Below are 15486 nucleotides of genomic sequence, written 5' to 3'. Positions count from 1 at the left end.
GAGCGAATGAGATGCGCGGGCATCCTGATGCCGGTCAGCTCGCTGCCCTCCAAGCGGGGCATCGGAACCTTGGGCGATCAGGCGCGACGGTTCATCGACTTTCTGGTTCGCTCGGGGCAGTCCGCCTGGCAGATCCTGCCGATCGTTCCCACCGGGTACGGGGATTCCCCCTACCAGTCGTTCTCCAGCTTCGCCGGCAACCCTTATCTGATCGATCTGGATGACCTCGCAGACGAGGGCCTTATCTGTCGCGCGGAGCTCGACCGCATCGATTGGGGAGCAGACGTCGCGCGCGTGGATTACGAGGCGCTGTACCGGGAGCGCTTCGCGCCTCTGCGCGCCGCGGTCGAGCGGCTCGGCGCGGCGAGTCCGGCGGCCCTTTCGGCCTTCACGAGAGCGCAGGCGAGCTGGCTCGATGACTATGCGCTGTTCATGGCGATCAAGGACGCGCACGGCGGTGCCGCATGGAGCTCATGGGAGCCACCGCTGCGCTTCAGGCAGCCCGCGGCGATTCACCGGGTCCGCTCTGAGCTCGCGGACGGGATCGCCTTCTGGAAGGGTGTCCAATTCCTGTTCTTTCGGCAGTGGGCGCGCCTCGCCGCGCGCGCCGCGACCGCCGACGTCGCGATCATCGGGGATCTTCCCATCTACGTCGCCTGGGACAGCGCCGATGTCTGGGCCCATCCCGAGCAGTTCCAGCTCGATGCCGAGGAGACGCCGATCGAGGTGGCGGGCTGTCCTCCCGACGGGTTCTCAGCGGAGGGCCAGCGCTGGGGCAACCCCTTATTCGACTGGGACCGCATGCGAGCGGGGGGCTATCGCTGGTGGATCGACAGGATCGCCTATCAGCTCCGTCTGTTCGATGTTTTGAGAATAGACCACTATCGGGGTTTCGATTCCTATTACGCCATCCCCCGCGCATCGACGACCGCGCGCGGCGGGCGCTGGCGCAAGGGTCCTGGCATCGAGTTCTTTCGAGCCTTGAAGCGCTCGATCGGAGAGGGCAGGATCATCGCAGAGGATCTGGGGTTCACCACGGCCTCCGTGCGTCATCTGCTCGCACAGACGGGCTACCCGGGAATGAAGGTGCTCCAGTTCGCATTCGACAGTCGCGACGGCGACGGCGGGCGATCCATGCCGGGCGATTACCCGCGCAACTGCGTGGCGTATGTGGGCACCCACGACAACGACACGGTGCTCGGCTGGCTCGAGAGCGCCCCGGCCGAGGACGTGGTTCGGGCCCGCGCATCTCTTTTTCTCGATGCAGACGTCGACGCGAACTGGGCGATGATGCGCGCCATCTGGAACAGTCCCGCTGACACCGCGATCGTCCAGATGCAAGACGTGCTCGGTCTGGACGGGAGCGCACGGATGAACACGCCTTCCACCCTCGGCGGCAACTGGACATGGCGCGCTCTGCCCGGATTCGCCTCCGATGATCTCGCCGAGCGGCTCCACTGCGAGATGGAGCGCTGCGGCCGCCTCCCGGATCCATCGGATCGGCATCGCGTCGCGGAGCCGATGGCCGGCTGCGGGCAGCTGCATGATGAGACGAGATCAAGTATGGGAAATCGCCTCGCCAGAGCGGATGATGCAAACGGCGAGCAACAACATGAGAGGGGTTGCGATCATGGCAGAGGTCAGTCTGAGACATGTTGAGAAAATCTATCCGAGCACCGAAAGGGGCATGAGACGCGCGCAGCGCGGGCACGCGCAGGTCAAACGGGGTGCGAACCTCAAGGTGACCGAGGAAGGCGTGGTCGCCGTCGAGGACTTCAGTCTCGATATCCGCGACCGCGAGTTCATCGTGCTCGTCGGTCCATCTGGCTGCGGCAAGTCCACGACGCTGCGCATGGTGGCCGGACTCGAGGACATCACGCGAGGCGAGATCTACATCGACGGCAAGCTCATGAACGACGTGGAGCCCAAGAACCGCGACATCGCGATGGTCTTCCAGAACTACGCGCTGTACCCGCACATGACGGTGCGCGGCAACATGGAGTTTCCGCTGAAGCTTCGGCACATGGACAAGGCCGAGATCGCCGAAAAGGTGGAGCGCGCCGCAGAGATCCTGGGCATCACCGAGTACCTCGACCGCCGGCCCAAGGCGCTCTCCGGTGGTCAGCGGCAGCGCGTCGCCATCGGACGCGCGATCGTGCGCGAGCCCAAGGTGCTGCTCATGGACGAGCCGCTGTCCAATCTCGATGCGAAGCTGCGCAACCAGATGCGCACCGAGATCATCAAGCTCAGGCAGCGCATCGACACGACGTTCATCTATGTGACGCACGACCAGACCGAGGCCATGACCCTGGGCGATCGCATCGTCGTCATCAAGGACGGTCAGATCCAGCAGATCGGCACGCCGCAGGAGGTCTATGAGCACCCGTCGAATCTGTTCGTCGCGTGCTTCATCGGGGTGCCCCAGATGAATCTCTACGACGCCGAGCTTCTGCTCGATGACGCCGGCTCCTATACGGTGCGCCTCGCCGATGCGACCATCGTGCCCTCAGAGGACAAGCAGCGGCGCCTGCGCGAGCTCGGCGTGCGCCCGCAGGCCATCAGCCTGGGCGTCCGACCCGAGCACATCGCCCTGCTCGGCGACGTTCAAGGAGCGATACCCGGCGTGGTCGAGGTCACCGAGATGATGGGGGGAGCCGTCCACCTGCACGTGAGAGCATGCGATCGCGAAAGCATCATCATCGTGCAGACCACGAGCATGGAGGGAGCGACGCCGCCGCGCATCGAGGTCGGCTCGCCGATCTCCTTCACGTTCGGCGGAAACATGATCCATCTGTTCAGCCGCGAGACCAAAGAGAACCTGGAGCGCGATCAGCCGCGACGCAAGAAAGCTTGATAGCCCTTGTAGGCCTCATAGATATCCGCCTTGCTGGCGACCTCCCACAGTGCGTGCATCGACAGCACCGGGACACCGGCGTCGATGACGTCCATGCCGTACTCGGCGAGGATGTAGGCGATGGTCCCGCCGCCGCCCGCGTCGACCCGGCCGAGCTCGCAGGTCTGGAATCGCACGCCCGCCTCGTCCATGATGTCGCGCAGCAGCGCCATGTACTCGGCGTCCGCGTCGTTGCAGCCGAATTTTCCGCGCGCGCCCGTGTACTTGTTGAAGCACAGACCCCGACCGAGGAAGGCGGCGTTTCTCTTCTCGAAGCGACTGGCGTAGGCGGCGTCGAAACCGGCCGAGACATCCGATGAGAGCATTCTGGAGCGCTCGAGCGCGCGCCGCACCGCCAGAGGACCGGTCTCGCCGGCTGCGGTCATGATTTCGGCGACGGTGTTCTCGAAGAAGCGACTCGTCATGCCAGAGGCTCCCACCGACCCGATCTCCTCCTTGTCTGTGAGCAGGCAGATGCTCGTGCGTTCGACTGATTCGACCGCGAGCTGCGCGGCAAGCGAGGTGTAGGCGCATACCCGGTCGTCCTGGCCGTATCCCAGGATCATCGAGCGGTCGAGTCCCATCTCGCGGGCCGGACCGGCCGGGACGACCTCGATCTCCGCGGACAGCAGGTCCTCTTCCTCGATATCGTAGGTCTCACGCAGGATATCGAGCAGACGGCGCGACACCGCCTCTTCGCCGGTCGCCGCAGCCGCATCGGACCCACTCGATCCGTCCGTCTCGCCGGCTGTGTCATCGGCGGGTCGGCCACCGACGATGACATCGAGGTTCTCCGCTTCGACGGCTTCCTTGGCGGGCTTGGACATCTGCTCGCTCGCGAGGTGGATCAAAAGATCGGAGATCGTGAACACCGGATCACCCGCGCGATCGCCCACATTGATGTCGACGAGTGTCCCGTCGCGCTTCGCGACCACACCCACGAGCGCGAGCGGTGTGGCGACCCAATGGTAGGGTTTCACGCCCCCGTAGTAGTGCGTATCGAGATAGGCCAGATCTCCTGCCTGGAACAAGGGGTTCTGCTTGAGGTCGAGACGGGGGCTGTCGATGTGCGCACCCAGGATCGAGAAGCCTCGCTCGAGCGGAGCGGATCCGATGTTGGCGAGCATGAGCGCCTTGCCATGGTTCACGGCATAGACCCGATCACCCGGCTTGATTCCGCCTGAGGCGAGAGCCTCGTCGAGAGCGATATAGCCGGCCGAGCGGGCGAGCTCGACGCCGCGCCGGACGCACAGCCGCTCGGTCTTGCACTCTGAGAGAAACGAGCGATATGCTTCGCTCAACCTGTCGATCTCATCCAAGTCGTCCCTGTCGTATCCGAGCCACGCGCATGTCCGTTCCATATCGGTCCTCTCTGCGTCTTCGCGCCGAGCGCGCGTCTCGGCGCGCGCGGCCCCATTTCGGGCATGATACCCACAAGGCATGGTAGCACGCGCCGGAGCGGCGCGCGTGCTGCGGTCGCGCGCCGCTGTTCCGATGAAATCGCCTCCCGCATCCGGGTGCGGGCTCCCATGTCCTACACTGGATGGTCGAGCAGGGCATCAGCGTCGCGCGCGCCTGCGGGCGGCGCGGCTCAAGAGAGATACGAGGTTCTCATGACAGATTCTGCAAGCGGATACACGCTTCAGCAGGCGTCGGTCGCTCCCGCCGCCGATACCTGCGATGAGCCCGTGCGGCGCACCATCGCCGTCGTGGACGGCAACTCGCTCATGCATCGGGCGTTCCATGCGATCCCGCCGTCCATGAACGCGCCGGACGGCAGACCCACAAACGCCGTGTTCGGCTTTCTCAACATGTTTCTCAAGATGGTCGACGCGTTTCATCCCGATGGCATCGCCGTGGCATTCGACAAGGGCAAGCCGCTCGTGCGCATGGAGATGCTGCCGAGCTACAAGGCCCAGCGCCCGCCGATGGACGAGGATCTCCACGTCCAGTTTCCCATGATCAAGCAGTTGCTGGAGCATCTGTCGATTCCGATTCTCGAGGCGGCCGGCTGGGAGGGCGATGACATCCTGGGCACCTTGGCGCGCCTGGGTGAGCAGGAGGGCTTGGACATGCTGCTGATCACCGGGGATCGCGACATGTACCAGCTCACGACCGAGCACGTGAAAATCGTCGGCACCAAGCGCGGTCTGTCCGATGTGCAGCTCATGACCCCGCAGGTCGTCGAGGATCTCTATCACGGCATCACGCCGGCGCTCGTGCCGGATTTCTACGGGCTCAAAGGGGATTCCTCCGACAACATCCCCGGCGTGCCCGGCATCGGTCCCAAGAAGGCCAGCGCGCTCATCATGCGCTACGGCAGCTTGGATGAGGTCATCGCCCATGCCGAGGAGGTGCCCGGCAAGATGGGCGAGAACCTGCGCGCCCACATCGACGACGCGCTGCTCTCAAGGCGCGTCGCGACGATACAGACGGACGCTCCGGTGGAACTCGACATGAGAGAGCTGAGCTTTCCCGCCTTCGACGCCCATGCGGTCCATGACGCACTGGGCGAGCTGGGCATCATGGCGATGCAGAACCGCTTTCTGATGCTGATCGGCGACGATGAGGGCCCCTCCTCGCCGGATGGCGAGACGCTCGCGGTCGCGGACGCGCTCATCGCGCGCGCCGAGACAGCAGAGGGCATCGATGAGGCTGTCGCAGAGCTCGTCCGCGCCATCGATGCGGGCGAGTGGATCGCAGCCGTCATCGATGACGACAAGAAGGACGGTGCCCTGTTCGGCCTCACGCACACGCTGTGGGTGGCGACCTCGGAGCGGCTCATCGCCTTCGAGGAGCCCGAGGGCACCGAAGCGGTCTCAACAGAGCACGCCGGAGGGATCGATCTTACGGCCGGGCTCGTGCGCGGGGTGATCTCGCGTCTTCTCGCCGACGCGCGTCTGTGCGCGCCGGACATGAAGTCGCTCATCCGCGAGCTGGTCCCCGCCGACTCCAGCGAGCCCGCGCTCACCGATGCGCTCGAGATCGATGTGTCGCGCACGTTCGACACGACACTGGCCGCCTATCTGCTCGACTCGGCCCGCTCGCACTTCGATGACGGCTATATCGCCGACACGTATCTGAGCGTCTCGCTGCCGCCGGCGCGCGGGGAGGCGGGAGCGCCCACCGACGCGCCGGTCGCCTCGGCGCGCGCCGCCGCCGTCGCGCGAGCCGCGCGCGAGCCGCTCGCGCGCGCACTCGAGCTGCGGGGCGCGAAGAACGTCTTCTGGGACATCGAGACCCCGCTCGTCCCGGTGCTCGTGGCGATGGAGCGCACGGGCATGCTCGTCGATCCCGGCTGTCTGAAAGATCTCTCCGAGGGCCTGGAGTCTCAGATCGACGAGCTCGCCGTGCGCATTCGTGCGCTCGCCGGCGACTCCGACTTCAACATCTCGAGCCCCATGCAGCTGTCTCACATCCTGTTCGATGTCATGGGTCTGCCCACCAAGGGTCTCAAGAAGACGCATCGCGGCTACTACTCGACCAACGCGCGAGTTCTCGATGAGCTGGCGCAGGACAACGAACTGGTCCGTCTCATCTTGGAGTACCGGGAGAAGACGAAGATCAAGTCGACCTATCTGGATACGCTGGGACCGCTGCGCCGTCAGGACGGTCGGGTTCACACGACCTACAACCAGACCATCACGGCGACCGGCAGGCTGTCCTCGTCCAATCCCAACCTGCAGAACATCCCGACGCGCTCAGAGCTCGGCCACACCGTCAAGACCGCGTTCTCGGCTGGGGAGGGTGCGCTGTTCCTCGCGGTCGACTACTCTCAGATCGAGCTGCGCCTGCTCGCGCATCTTTCCGGCGACGAGCATCTGATCCGGGCGTTTCGCGAGGGCGAGGACTTCCACGCGGAGACGGCCGCGCGCGTGTTCGGCGTCCCGGTCGATGAGGTCACGCCGCGGCTGCGCAGCCGGGCCAAGGCCGTGAACTTCGGGATCGTCTACGGCCAGCAGGCCTTCGGACTGTCCCAGACGCTGGACATCCCGGTATCCGAGGCCCAGGAGATGATCGATCGCTATTTCGAGGCGTATCCGGGGGTGCGGGCGTTTCTCGATCGGACGGTCGCCGAGGCCGCCGAGCGCGGCTACGCCGAGACGATGTTCGGTCGCAGGCGACCCATTCCCGAGCTCAGGATGAAAAACGCCACGCAGCGCAGCTTCGGTGAGCGCACGGCTATGAACCATCCGATGCAGGGCAGCGCCGCGGACATCATCAAGATCGCGATGCGCCGCGTCGCCGAGCGACTGCACGGCGGCGACCTGCATGCCAAGATGATCCTTCAAGTCCACGACGAACTCGATTTCGAGTGCCCGATCGCGGAGGTCGCCGACGTGTCAGCCATGGTACGCGAGGAGATGGAGGGCGTCGTCAAGCTGAAGGTCCCGCTCATCGCCGACGTGTCCACCGGTGTCACGTGGGCCGATGCGAAGTAGCCCTTCATGTTCTCGGGCTTCGCTGCGGCGCTCATCGACGGCGACGCATTGTTTCCGTTTGAAGAATGGAACGCTCGCCGTCGCGGCAGCACTTGCCCAAATGCCGCAGTCGCTTGATAATGCACGAATGCGAGATTCGCGCCGAAGGATCACAGATCAGCGGCGTCCGGCTCGCGAGAACGTCACGTGAGCGATGAGGGAGCGGAGTTGCCGGATCAGACGATGACATACGGGAGCGCGATCGCGAGCGCGATGCCCGCCGTCTCGCCTCGATTCGAAACCGCGCCTCAAGCAGTTCACGCGATGTTGCGACGACGATAACCAGATCGTTTTCGCACGCTTGCCCTCCCGTGTGCGTCGCTCGGGATCATCGATTCATGGCCTCATGAACGCGTCCTCCGTCAACCGGAGGCGATCAACTGAGGCGATCAGCTGCACAGCTCCATCGATGGTGCATGTCCCCATGCTCCGCCTCCCGGGATCCGGCTCATTTCGGCGCATCTGGTCGAGGTGGCGCACCGGTTCGGCGCGAGCGCCATCGCGCATGGATGCACCGGGAAGGGCAACGATCAGATCCGCTTCGAGACCTCGGTGCTCATGCTCGATCCGACGCTGGACATCATCGCGCCGCTGCGGGAATGGGGCCTGCACTCCCGCCCCGAGGAGGTCGCCTACGCGTGCGAGCACGGCGTGGATGTGCCCGAGGGCACAGGGGACAACCCTTATTCGATCGATGACAACCTGTGGGGCCGCGCCATCGAATGCGGGGCCCTCGAGGATCCTTGGAGCGAGCCGCCGCACGACGTGTGGACCATGACGGCCGATCCGCAGGAGACGCCCGACGATCCCGCGGTATGCGAGACCGGCTTCGAGCGAGGCGTGCCCGTCTCGCTCGACGACGTGCGGATGCCCCTGTCCGAGCTCGTCGTGGCCCTCAACGCGCTGGCCGGCCAATACGGCTTCGGACGGCTCGATCTCATGGAGAATCGCCTGGTCGGTCTGAAGTCGCGCGAGTGCTACGAGGTTCCCGGGGCGCTGAGCATCATCATCGCCCGCCGAGCGCTCGAGGATCTGACCCTCGAGCGCGATGTCGCCCACGAGAAGCTCGATCTGGAGCGCACCTGGGCGACATGCGTCTACAACGGGCAATGGTTCTCGCCGCTCAAGCGGGCGCTCGACGCCTTCATGGCCGAGACCCAAAAAGGGGTCACCGGAGTTGTCCGGCTGCGGTTCCTCAAAGGGCGCTGCACCGTCATCGGCCGGAAGAGCGCACGCTCTCTGTATGATCTGGGTCTTGCCACCTACGATCGCGACTCCACGTTCGACGAACGCGCCGCGAGCGGTTTTCTCGAGCTCCAGACGCTGTCGCTCAAAACATGGGCGAAGGTGCAAGGACCAGACGTTTTGGCCTGCGAGCCGCTCGCCTGCGATCTCGTCGCGAATCCGGCGCTGCGCTGAATGAAGCCCGGGGGAGGGGAGGTCCGACGCGGCCCTGTCGCTCCCGGCGCACGCTCAGCGCTGCAGATTCGCCGGTGACGCAGAAGAGAGGTCCGCAGCGTCGGCTCCAAAGCGATGCGACCCGACGGGGTGCAGCGCCCGGTGGGGCGGTGTCGCTGAGCGTTCGAAACGATGCGGATATTTCAGCGAATGAAAATTATTCATTGACAGATGGTGGCTCCTCCTCGGCAATGGTCTCGAAGGAGGTCCATCAATGCGAGAACAGGAAGCGGAGGCGCGTTCGCAGACGGCGTTCGACCGCCATGCGGCGACCTATGACGACGACATCAAAGGGCGGCACGCCCGCACCCTCTATCCGGCGGTGATGGAGCGGCTTGCGCGCCTGCGCTTCGACACGGTGCTGGACATCGGATGCGGCACCGGCGCGGTGCTCGATCTCATAACACGGCACGACCCGAACGTGCGCGCCTTGGGCATCGATCTGTCTGAGAGGATGGTCCAGCGTGCGACAGACAGGCTCGCGGGGCGCGCAGAGATCACGCTCGGCGATGCGAAGCACCTGCCGTTCGATGAGTATGCGCAGCGCCTGACGGCACCTCTGACGCTCCTTGTCGACGATGCGACGCTCACCTTCCGGATGTTGCTTCAGCGTCTGCCTTCTCTCTCGGACGTCGAGAGTCCCGATGATCCGAGCTACGAAGCGTTTCACCGCGGCAGCAGCTCGTGGATCCATGATCTGTCGTCGCTCAAGGTCTGCTCGATCATGGTGCCGCATGTCGCGGAGGCGATCCGTCGCGCCAACGAGCGCGGCGAGACCTGCATCGAGGACTGCGATGCCGCCGCATCGTTTGCCGTCTTTGGCCAGATGGGTGTGCTGCTCGACACGACGCTCGACAAGAAGGAGCGTGTGGAGCGGATCCAAGCGTTCCTGCACCGGCTGCTCGATATCTGACACGAGCGGTCTGCCACGCCCCGAGGACGTCGATGCCCGATCGGGCGTCGCCCGAGATCCTGATTTCACGGCACCGAATTCCTTTTGAGATAGGATTCTCTGCCATGAATAATGAATGAAGATCATTCATATTTGATTGATGAGAAGGGATTCCTCATGCAGAGCACGATCGATTTCATCAGCACGGACACCAGAAGATCGTTTTTCATCATGACGGTTCCGATGATGATCGCGATGACGTTGCCCTGGACGCTCGCGTGGCTTCAGACGCCGCCGGAGACGATGCGCATGGCCCATGACTTCCTCGCTATCTATCTTATAGACTATGTCGCCGATTTCCTGTACCGCTACTTCGCCGCCGTGCTCAGAAGCCATGGGAACACGACGCTACCCGCGATCGTGATCCTGCTGTCCACCGTGATGAACACGCTGCTCTCCGGAGGCATCTCGGTGCTCGTCGGATCGATCCTGCTCGTGATGTTCGCGCGACAGCTGTCCGGTCTGTTCGTCGACGCTCGGCCGGTCGCCGACGTCGTATCGATCTACTTTATCATCATCGGCCTCGGTTACGTGTTCAACACGCTCACGAACTGTCTGATCGGAGCGCTCAACGGAATGGGAAGGCCCACGAGGGGCATGTTGCTCATGCTCTTCTACTATCTGCTGGTCCGCGTGCCGCTGTCGTTTCTTCTCTCGGCTGCGACCGGTTCTGTCAGCGGCGTGTGTGTTGCGGTTCTGATCAGCCATGTCGTCGCGTTCGCCTCAGCGGCCGGCGTCTATCTGCTCAGCGGAGGTCGCACGCCTGAGCCTGCGCGGGCAGGGCGGGGCTGAGAAGCGGCGGACGACGACAACGTTTCGCCGAGGGCGCGGCGGCGCGTGACTTGTCGCACGCGACGTCCTACACTTGATGCCAGCAACGGATCCGGACGACGTGTGGCCGGGCCGCATGACCGCGCCGGTCTCGGCCCCGCCTCAGGGGAGGAGAGCGCCATGGCGCTGTGGAGCGGCCGATTCAAGGGGAGTGCCGACGAGCTGACGCAGGAGTTCGGAGCGTCGCTGCCGATCGACCGGGCGCTGTACCGACAGGATATCGCCGGGTCGAGAGCGCACGCGTCGATGCTCGCCAAGCAGGGGATCATCAGCAGGCGGGACATGCGCGACATCCTCGGCGGCCTGGACGGCATCGAGCGAGACATCGAGTCCGGTGAGTTTCACTGGGACATCGCCGATGAGGACATCCACATGGCCATCGAGAGCGAGCTGATCCGCCGCATCGGCGAGGCGGGCAAGCGCCTGCACACGGCCCGCTCGCGCAACGATCAGGTCGCGACCGATCTGCGCCTGGCCACCAAGGCGCTCTCCCGTCAGCTCATGGAGGCGAATCTCGCTCTGCGCCGCGTGCTGCTCGAGAGCGCCGAGCGCGCGGGCTCCCAGGTCATGCCGGGCTACACCCACCTCCAGCACGCCCAGCCCGTTTTGCTGTCGCATCATCTGCTCGCCTACAGCTGGATGCTGACGCGCGATTTCAAGCGCCTGTCCGCCGCCTTCGACGCCGCGGACGCATCGCCTCTGGGTTCGGCGGCGCTGGCCGGTACGACCTATCCGATCAACCGCGAGATGACGGCGGCCTCGCTGGGCTTCTCCCGCGTCACCGAGAACTCCTTGGATGCGGTCTCCAACCGCGACTTCCTGCTCGATCTCGAGTACGCCTGCGCGGTCATGTCCATGCACCTGTCTCGGCTCGCCGAGGAGTTCGTCGCGTGGTCGAGCTCGGAGTTCGGCTTCATCACGCTTTCCGACGCGTACTCCACGGGCTCCTCCATCATGCCTCAGAAGAAGAACCCCGATTTCGCTGAGCTTGTTCGCGGCAAGACGGGGCGGGTGTTCGGCAATCTCGTCGCGCTGCTCGTCGTCATGAAGGGGCTGCCGCTGGCCTACGACAAGGACATGCAGGAGGACAAGGCCGGAGCGCTCGACACCGCGGAGACGCTCACGGGCTGTCTCGCCGTCATGTCCGGCATGATCGAGACCATGACCGTGAACGGGGACGCGATGCGCTCCGCGTGCGAGACCGGGTTTCTGGCCGCGACCGATGTCGCGGACTATCTCGTGCGGAAAGGTATGCCGTTTCGGGAGGCACACGCCGTGGTGGGCGAACTCGTGCTCGCATGCGAGAAGCGCTGCTGCCGGCTGGAGGAGCTGTCGCTGACCGATCTCCAGCGGATCTGCCCCCTGTTCGAGGACGACATCGCAGGTGCCCTCGACATCGACTCGGTGGTTCGCGCGCGCACGACCTGCGGCGGCACAGCCCCTGAGGCGGTCGCCGTTCAGCTCGAGCGGGCGCGCGCCTGCATAGCAGAAGACGAGTACGTCATCAACGCGCTCTCCCATATCGTGGAGATGGGCCCGCTCGCCTGAGGGATCGCTCGCGAGGGTATAAGATCGAAAGGAGCGCGCCGCGCGATCCCAGATGCGCGGATCCCGATCGGCAGCGCGAGCGAGAGGAGAGAGCGTGGCACAGGAGCGGACATATTCGATGATCAAGCCCGATGCGGTGCGCGATCGCCATATCGGCGAGATCCTCGCGCGCATAGAGCGGTGCGGACTTGCCATCGAGAGGATGGAGCTTGCGACCATCACGCGCGAGCAGGCCGCCGCCAACTACGCCGAGCACAAGGGAAAGCCGTTCTACGATGGACTCATCTCCTTCATCACGGGCGGTCCGGTCGTGAAGATGGTCATCGCCGGCGAGGGCGCGATCGCCAAGATGCGCTCTCTCATGGGTGCGACCGATCCCCAGAAGGCGGCACCCGGTACGATCCGGGGCGATTTCGGTCTGGATGTGGACGCCAACGTGATCCACGGATCCGACTCGCCCGATGCAGCCGAGCGCGAGATCGACATCTTCTTCGGTGCCTAGGCGGTTCCGCATCCGACATCTTGGACGATGTCGAGCAGGTCGCGCGACTGCCGCTCGCAGAAGCGCTCCTCGATCTCTCCGAAGCTCTGAGCGAAGTCGGCCATCCGCCCCGTCCATGTCGCGCGCACCGGCGAGCCCGATCCCACGTAGGCGGTCTGGATGCCGCAGTCCGGAACGGGGAAGTCGCGCCTCGGATCGTTGCCGACCATGAGCACATCGGCTGGTGCCAGCCCCAGCGAGCGTATGCCCTCCAGATAGTAGCGGGCATGCGGCTTGCATCTCGTGCTCGTCTCCATCGAGGTGATGAGTCTGAAGGGGACCTCGTCGAGCTCTCCCCAGCGTATCCGGCACGCGATGGCCTGACGCGTGAAACTCGGATTTGTGAACAGCGCCACGTCCAGGCCGCGCTCGAGGACGGCCTCGATGGCCTCGCGGGCACCGGGCGCAGGGCGCGCGGCGATGATCGAGTCGTTTTTCCGGGGCAGGATCTCGCGCTCATAGCTCTCCAGCACGTCGGCTATCACCGGATCATCGAGCGGAATGCCGCATCTGCGCTCGATGGAGCGGTTGAAGTACGCGAGATTGCCGAGGTCGTCGTCGCGCTCGGCGCTGTTGAGCTCGAGCAGCGCACCGCCGAACGAGGCGATCATCGCGAACGGATTTTTTCGGGCGATGTCGGCGAGCAGATAGGCCTCATCTCTGGCGAAGACGGCGAGAAACGCGCTGAGGTTGATGCTCAGCAGCGTGTTATCCATATCAAACAGCACGGCTTTGAGCATAGAGCCCCTCCTTCCGGCGTCTCCAGACGACTTTTGTACCCAGCGCAGGCGATCTCGCGCCCGCGACGATCAGTTCATATCCATATCCGTCTCCGTCCGGCGCAACGCCTCTCGGAAGGAGCGGAGCCGATCAGCGCGTTCCGGTTGCATCATCTCGGTTGCATGATTGTTCCTTGGCATCGCGAGCGCAAGCGGGTTAAGCAATTCCTCATAAACGGCTCCGAGCGAGTCGGGTGCCGCAGAGGTGCCCGGTCTCCTTCAGACGAACGCGCAAGTGCTGTCGCCTGCGCGCCTGTCTGCGCCGTTCACCCCTCAAGCGGGACCGCCCACCGCCATCGCGTGGGAAAACACGCCCGAAAACCATGGGAATGGGTAAAAAAACACACCTTGACCTTGAAAATCCGAGCGTTTCAACGTAATCTATTATCCCGTGAACGCACAAGGTTCACATCACGTATCTGTTGGCCCCCGAGTGTTCCGAACAGTGCGCGCCCGAGTAGCGTATCCTCGACGCCCAGCTGCAGGTCCTAGCTATCGGGGCCCCGATGTTCGAAAGGGGTCCACCCTTGAGTGAGATTCAGAACTCGTCCATTTTCTCCCTTGACGATGTCAACGAAGAGGAGATGAACAGTCTTATCGATGGCACGATCACCGATTTCGATGAGGGCGACCTTGTCAGCGGTACAGTCGTCAAGATCGAGCATGACGAGGTTCTCGTGGATATCGGCTTCAAATCCGAGGGCGTCATCCCGGTGCGAGAGCTGTCCATCAGAAAAGACGCCGATCCCTCTGAGCTGGTCTCTGTGGGCGATCCGATCGAGGCGCTGGTCCTTCAGAAGGAGGACAAGGACGGCCGTCTGGTGCTCTCCAAGAAGCGTGCCGAGTACGAGCGCGCCTGGAACCGCATCGAGGAGAAGTTCAACACCGGCGAGAACGTCGAGGGCGAGGTCATCGAGGTCGTCAAGGGCGGTCTGATTCTGGACATCGGCCTGCGCGGCTTTCTGCCCGCCTCACTGGTCGATCTGCGTCGCGTGAAGGATCTCACCTCCTACATGGGCACCTCCATCGAGGCTCGCGTCATCGAGATGGATCGCAATCGCAACAACGTCGTGCTGTCCCGCCGCGTCGTGCTCGAGGAGTCCCGCAAGGCCGAGCGCTCCGAGATCCTCTCCAAGCTCAAGAGCGGCATGCGCCTCACCGGCACCGTCTCTTCGATCGTGGACTTCGGCGCCTTCGTCGATCTCGGCGGCATCGACGGGCTCATCCATATCTCCGAGCTCTCCTGGAATCACGTCAACCATCCCTCCGAGGTCGTCAAGGTCGGCCAGGAGGTCGAGGTCGAGGTCTTGGATGTCGATCTCAACCGCGAGCGCATCTCGTTGGGCCTCAAGCAGACCACCGAGGATCCGTGGCGCGCGCTCGTCAAGAAGTACCCGGTGGGCGCTATCGTCGAGGGCAGGGTTACCAAGCTCGTGCCGTTCGGCGCCTTCGTGGACCTGGGCGAGGGGATCGAGGGCCTCGTGCACATCTCCGAGATGGCCAACAAGCACGTGGATCAGCCCTCGCAGGTCATTCACACCAATGAAGCGGTGCAGGTCAAGGTTATGGAGATCGATCTGGATCGCCGCCGCATCTCGCTGTCGATGAAGGCGGCCGCCGAGACGCTCGGGATCGAGATCGAGGTCGCACCGATGGAGTCCCATGACGCGCCGGCCAAGCCCGTCGCGAAGGAGACGGACGAGCAGGCCGCAGACTCCGAGGATGCAGCCGATTCCGCGCCGGCGGCGCAGGCTCCCGAGGCGCAGGCGTCTCAGGATGGCTCGAACGAGGAGTAGCGCGCATCGCATCTCGCTTGCTTGGAACCCCTGTCCCCCGCATTCCGGGGGCCAGGGGTTTTTCATGGCGCGCTTCAGGATGGGGGCGGGATTCCGGTGCGGAGAAGGGCGGTTTTGAGTTCGCCCTCTCGCGCGCTGATCATGGTGTCCCGACGCGTCGCGATCGCGCTTCCGATCCGCCTTGGCTTCGCGTATCATAACCGGAGT

11 protein-coding genes are annotated in these 15486 nt (G+C 64.3%); 9 read left to right on the top strand and 2 right to left on the bottom strand.

All coding sequences use genetic code 11. From position 1 onward, the window contains the following. Window positions 1-6: 6 nt before the first annotated feature. A complete protein-coding gene (gene malQ, locus CORGL_RS06205) occupies window positions 7-1659 on the top strand; it encodes a 4-alpha-glucanotransferase (RefSeq protein WP_013709058.1) in 1653 nt (550 codons plus the stop codon). Next, window positions 1631-2854, top strand: coding sequence for an ABC transporter ATP-binding protein (locus CORGL_RS06200; RefSeq protein WP_013709057.1), 1224 nt, complete (start codon window positions 1631-1633; stop codon window positions 2852-2854). The genes malQ and CORGL_RS06200 overlap by 29 nt, the downstream gene beginning before the upstream one ends. On the opposite strand, the gene CORGL_RS06195 is transcribed toward CORGL_RS06200, so the two are convergent. Continuing rightward, a complete protein-coding gene (locus CORGL_RS06195; RefSeq protein WP_013709056.1) occupies window positions 2830-4254 on the bottom strand; it encodes an aminopeptidase in 1425 nt (474 codons plus the stop codon). The genes CORGL_RS06200 and CORGL_RS06195 overlap by 25 nt on opposite strands. Window positions 4255-4506: 252 nt before the next feature. Between CORGL_RS06195 and polA the strand changes: the two genes are divergently transcribed. From polA to ndk, 6 genes are all read left to right on the top strand, one after another. Beyond that, a complete protein-coding gene (gene polA, locus CORGL_RS06190) occupies window positions 4507-7335 on the top strand; it encodes a DNA polymerase I (RefSeq protein ID WP_013709055.1) in 2829 nt (942 codons plus the stop codon). A 432-nt stretch (window positions 7336-7767) separates the two neighbouring features. Next, entirely contained in the window at window positions 7768-8793 is a 1026-nt protein-coding gene (locus CORGL_RS06185; RefSeq protein WP_083810004.1) for an argininosuccinate synthase, read from the top strand. A 253-nt stretch (window positions 8794-9046) separates the two neighbouring features. Then, window positions 9047-9745, top strand: coding sequence for a class I SAM-dependent methyltransferase (locus CORGL_RS09440; protein WP_013709054.1), 699 nt, complete (start codon window positions 9047-9049; stop codon window positions 9743-9745). A gap of 156 nt (window positions 9746-9901) precedes the next feature. Further along, a complete protein-coding gene (locus CORGL_RS06175) occupies window positions 9902-10576 on the top strand; it encodes an MATE family efflux transporter (RefSeq protein ID WP_013709053.1) in 675 nt (224 codons plus the stop codon). Window positions 10577-10735: 159 nt separating this feature from the next. Further along, window positions 10736-12163 (top strand): argininosuccinate lyase, encoded by a 1428-nt coding sequence (gene argH / locus CORGL_RS06170; protein WP_013709052.1) that lies wholly within the window; start codon window positions 10736-10738, stop codon window positions 12161-12163. Between the two features lie 94 nt (window positions 12164-12257). After that, window positions 12258-12665 carry a nucleoside-diphosphate kinase gene (ndk, locus tag CORGL_RS06165; protein WP_013709051.1) on the top strand — a complete coding sequence of 136 codons (408 nt, stop codon included), beginning with the start codon at window positions 12258-12260 and terminating at the stop codon, window positions 12663-12665. Here the strand turns inward: ndk and CORGL_RS06160 are convergent. Then, window positions 12662-13444, bottom strand: coding sequence for an HAD family hydrolase (locus CORGL_RS06160; RefSeq protein WP_013709050.1), 783 nt, complete (start codon window positions 13442-13444; stop codon window positions 12662-12664). The genes ndk and CORGL_RS06160 overlap by 4 nt on opposite strands. Before the next feature lie 566 nt (window positions 13445-14010). Between CORGL_RS06160 and rpsA the strand changes: the two genes are divergently transcribed. Then, window positions 14011-15279 (top strand): 30S ribosomal protein S1, encoded by a 1269-nt coding sequence (gene rpsA, locus CORGL_RS06155; RefSeq protein ID WP_013709049.1) that lies wholly within the window; start codon window positions 14011-14013, stop codon window positions 15277-15279. Window positions 15280-15486: the final 207 nt, after the last annotated feature.

This window comes from Coriobacterium glomerans PW2 (assembly GCF_000195315.1).
Taxonomy (GTDB): Bacteria; Actinomycetota; Coriobacteriia; order Coriobacteriales; family Coriobacteriaceae; genus Coriobacterium; species Coriobacterium glomerans.
This window is presented reverse-complemented; position numbering and strand designations above follow the sequence as displayed.

Bases quoted from the DNA above. Each gene is read 5' to 3' on its own strand.
- malQ (WP_013709058.1), top strand. From the start codon at position 7: ATGAGATGCGCGGGCATCCTGATGCCGGTCAGCTCGCTGCCCTCCAAG.
- CORGL_RS06200 (WP_013709057.1), top strand. From the start codon at position 1,631: ATGGCAGAGGTCAGTCTGAGACATGTTGAGAAAATCTATCCGAGCACC.
- CORGL_RS06195 (WP_013709056.1), bottom strand. From the start codon at position 4,254: ATGGAACGGACATGCGCGTGGCTCGGATACGACAGGGACGACTTGGAT.
- polA (WP_013709055.1), top strand. From the start codon at position 4,507: ATGACAGATTCTGCAAGCGGATACACGCTTCAGCAGGCGTCGGTCGCT.
- CORGL_RS09440 (WP_013709054.1), top strand. From the start codon at position 9,047: ATGCGAGAACAGGAAGCGGAGGCGCGTTCGCAGACGGCGTTCGACCGC.
- CORGL_RS06175 (WP_013709053.1), top strand. From the start codon at position 9,902: ATGCAGAGCACGATCGATTTCATCAGCACGGACACCAGAAGATCGTTT.
- argH (WP_013709052.1), top strand. From the start codon at position 10,736: ATGGCGCTGTGGAGCGGCCGATTCAAGGGGAGTGCCGACGAGCTGACG.
- CORGL_RS06160 (WP_013709050.1), bottom strand. From the start codon at position 13,444: ATGCTCAAAGCCGTGCTGTTTGATATGGATAACACGCTGCTGAGCATC.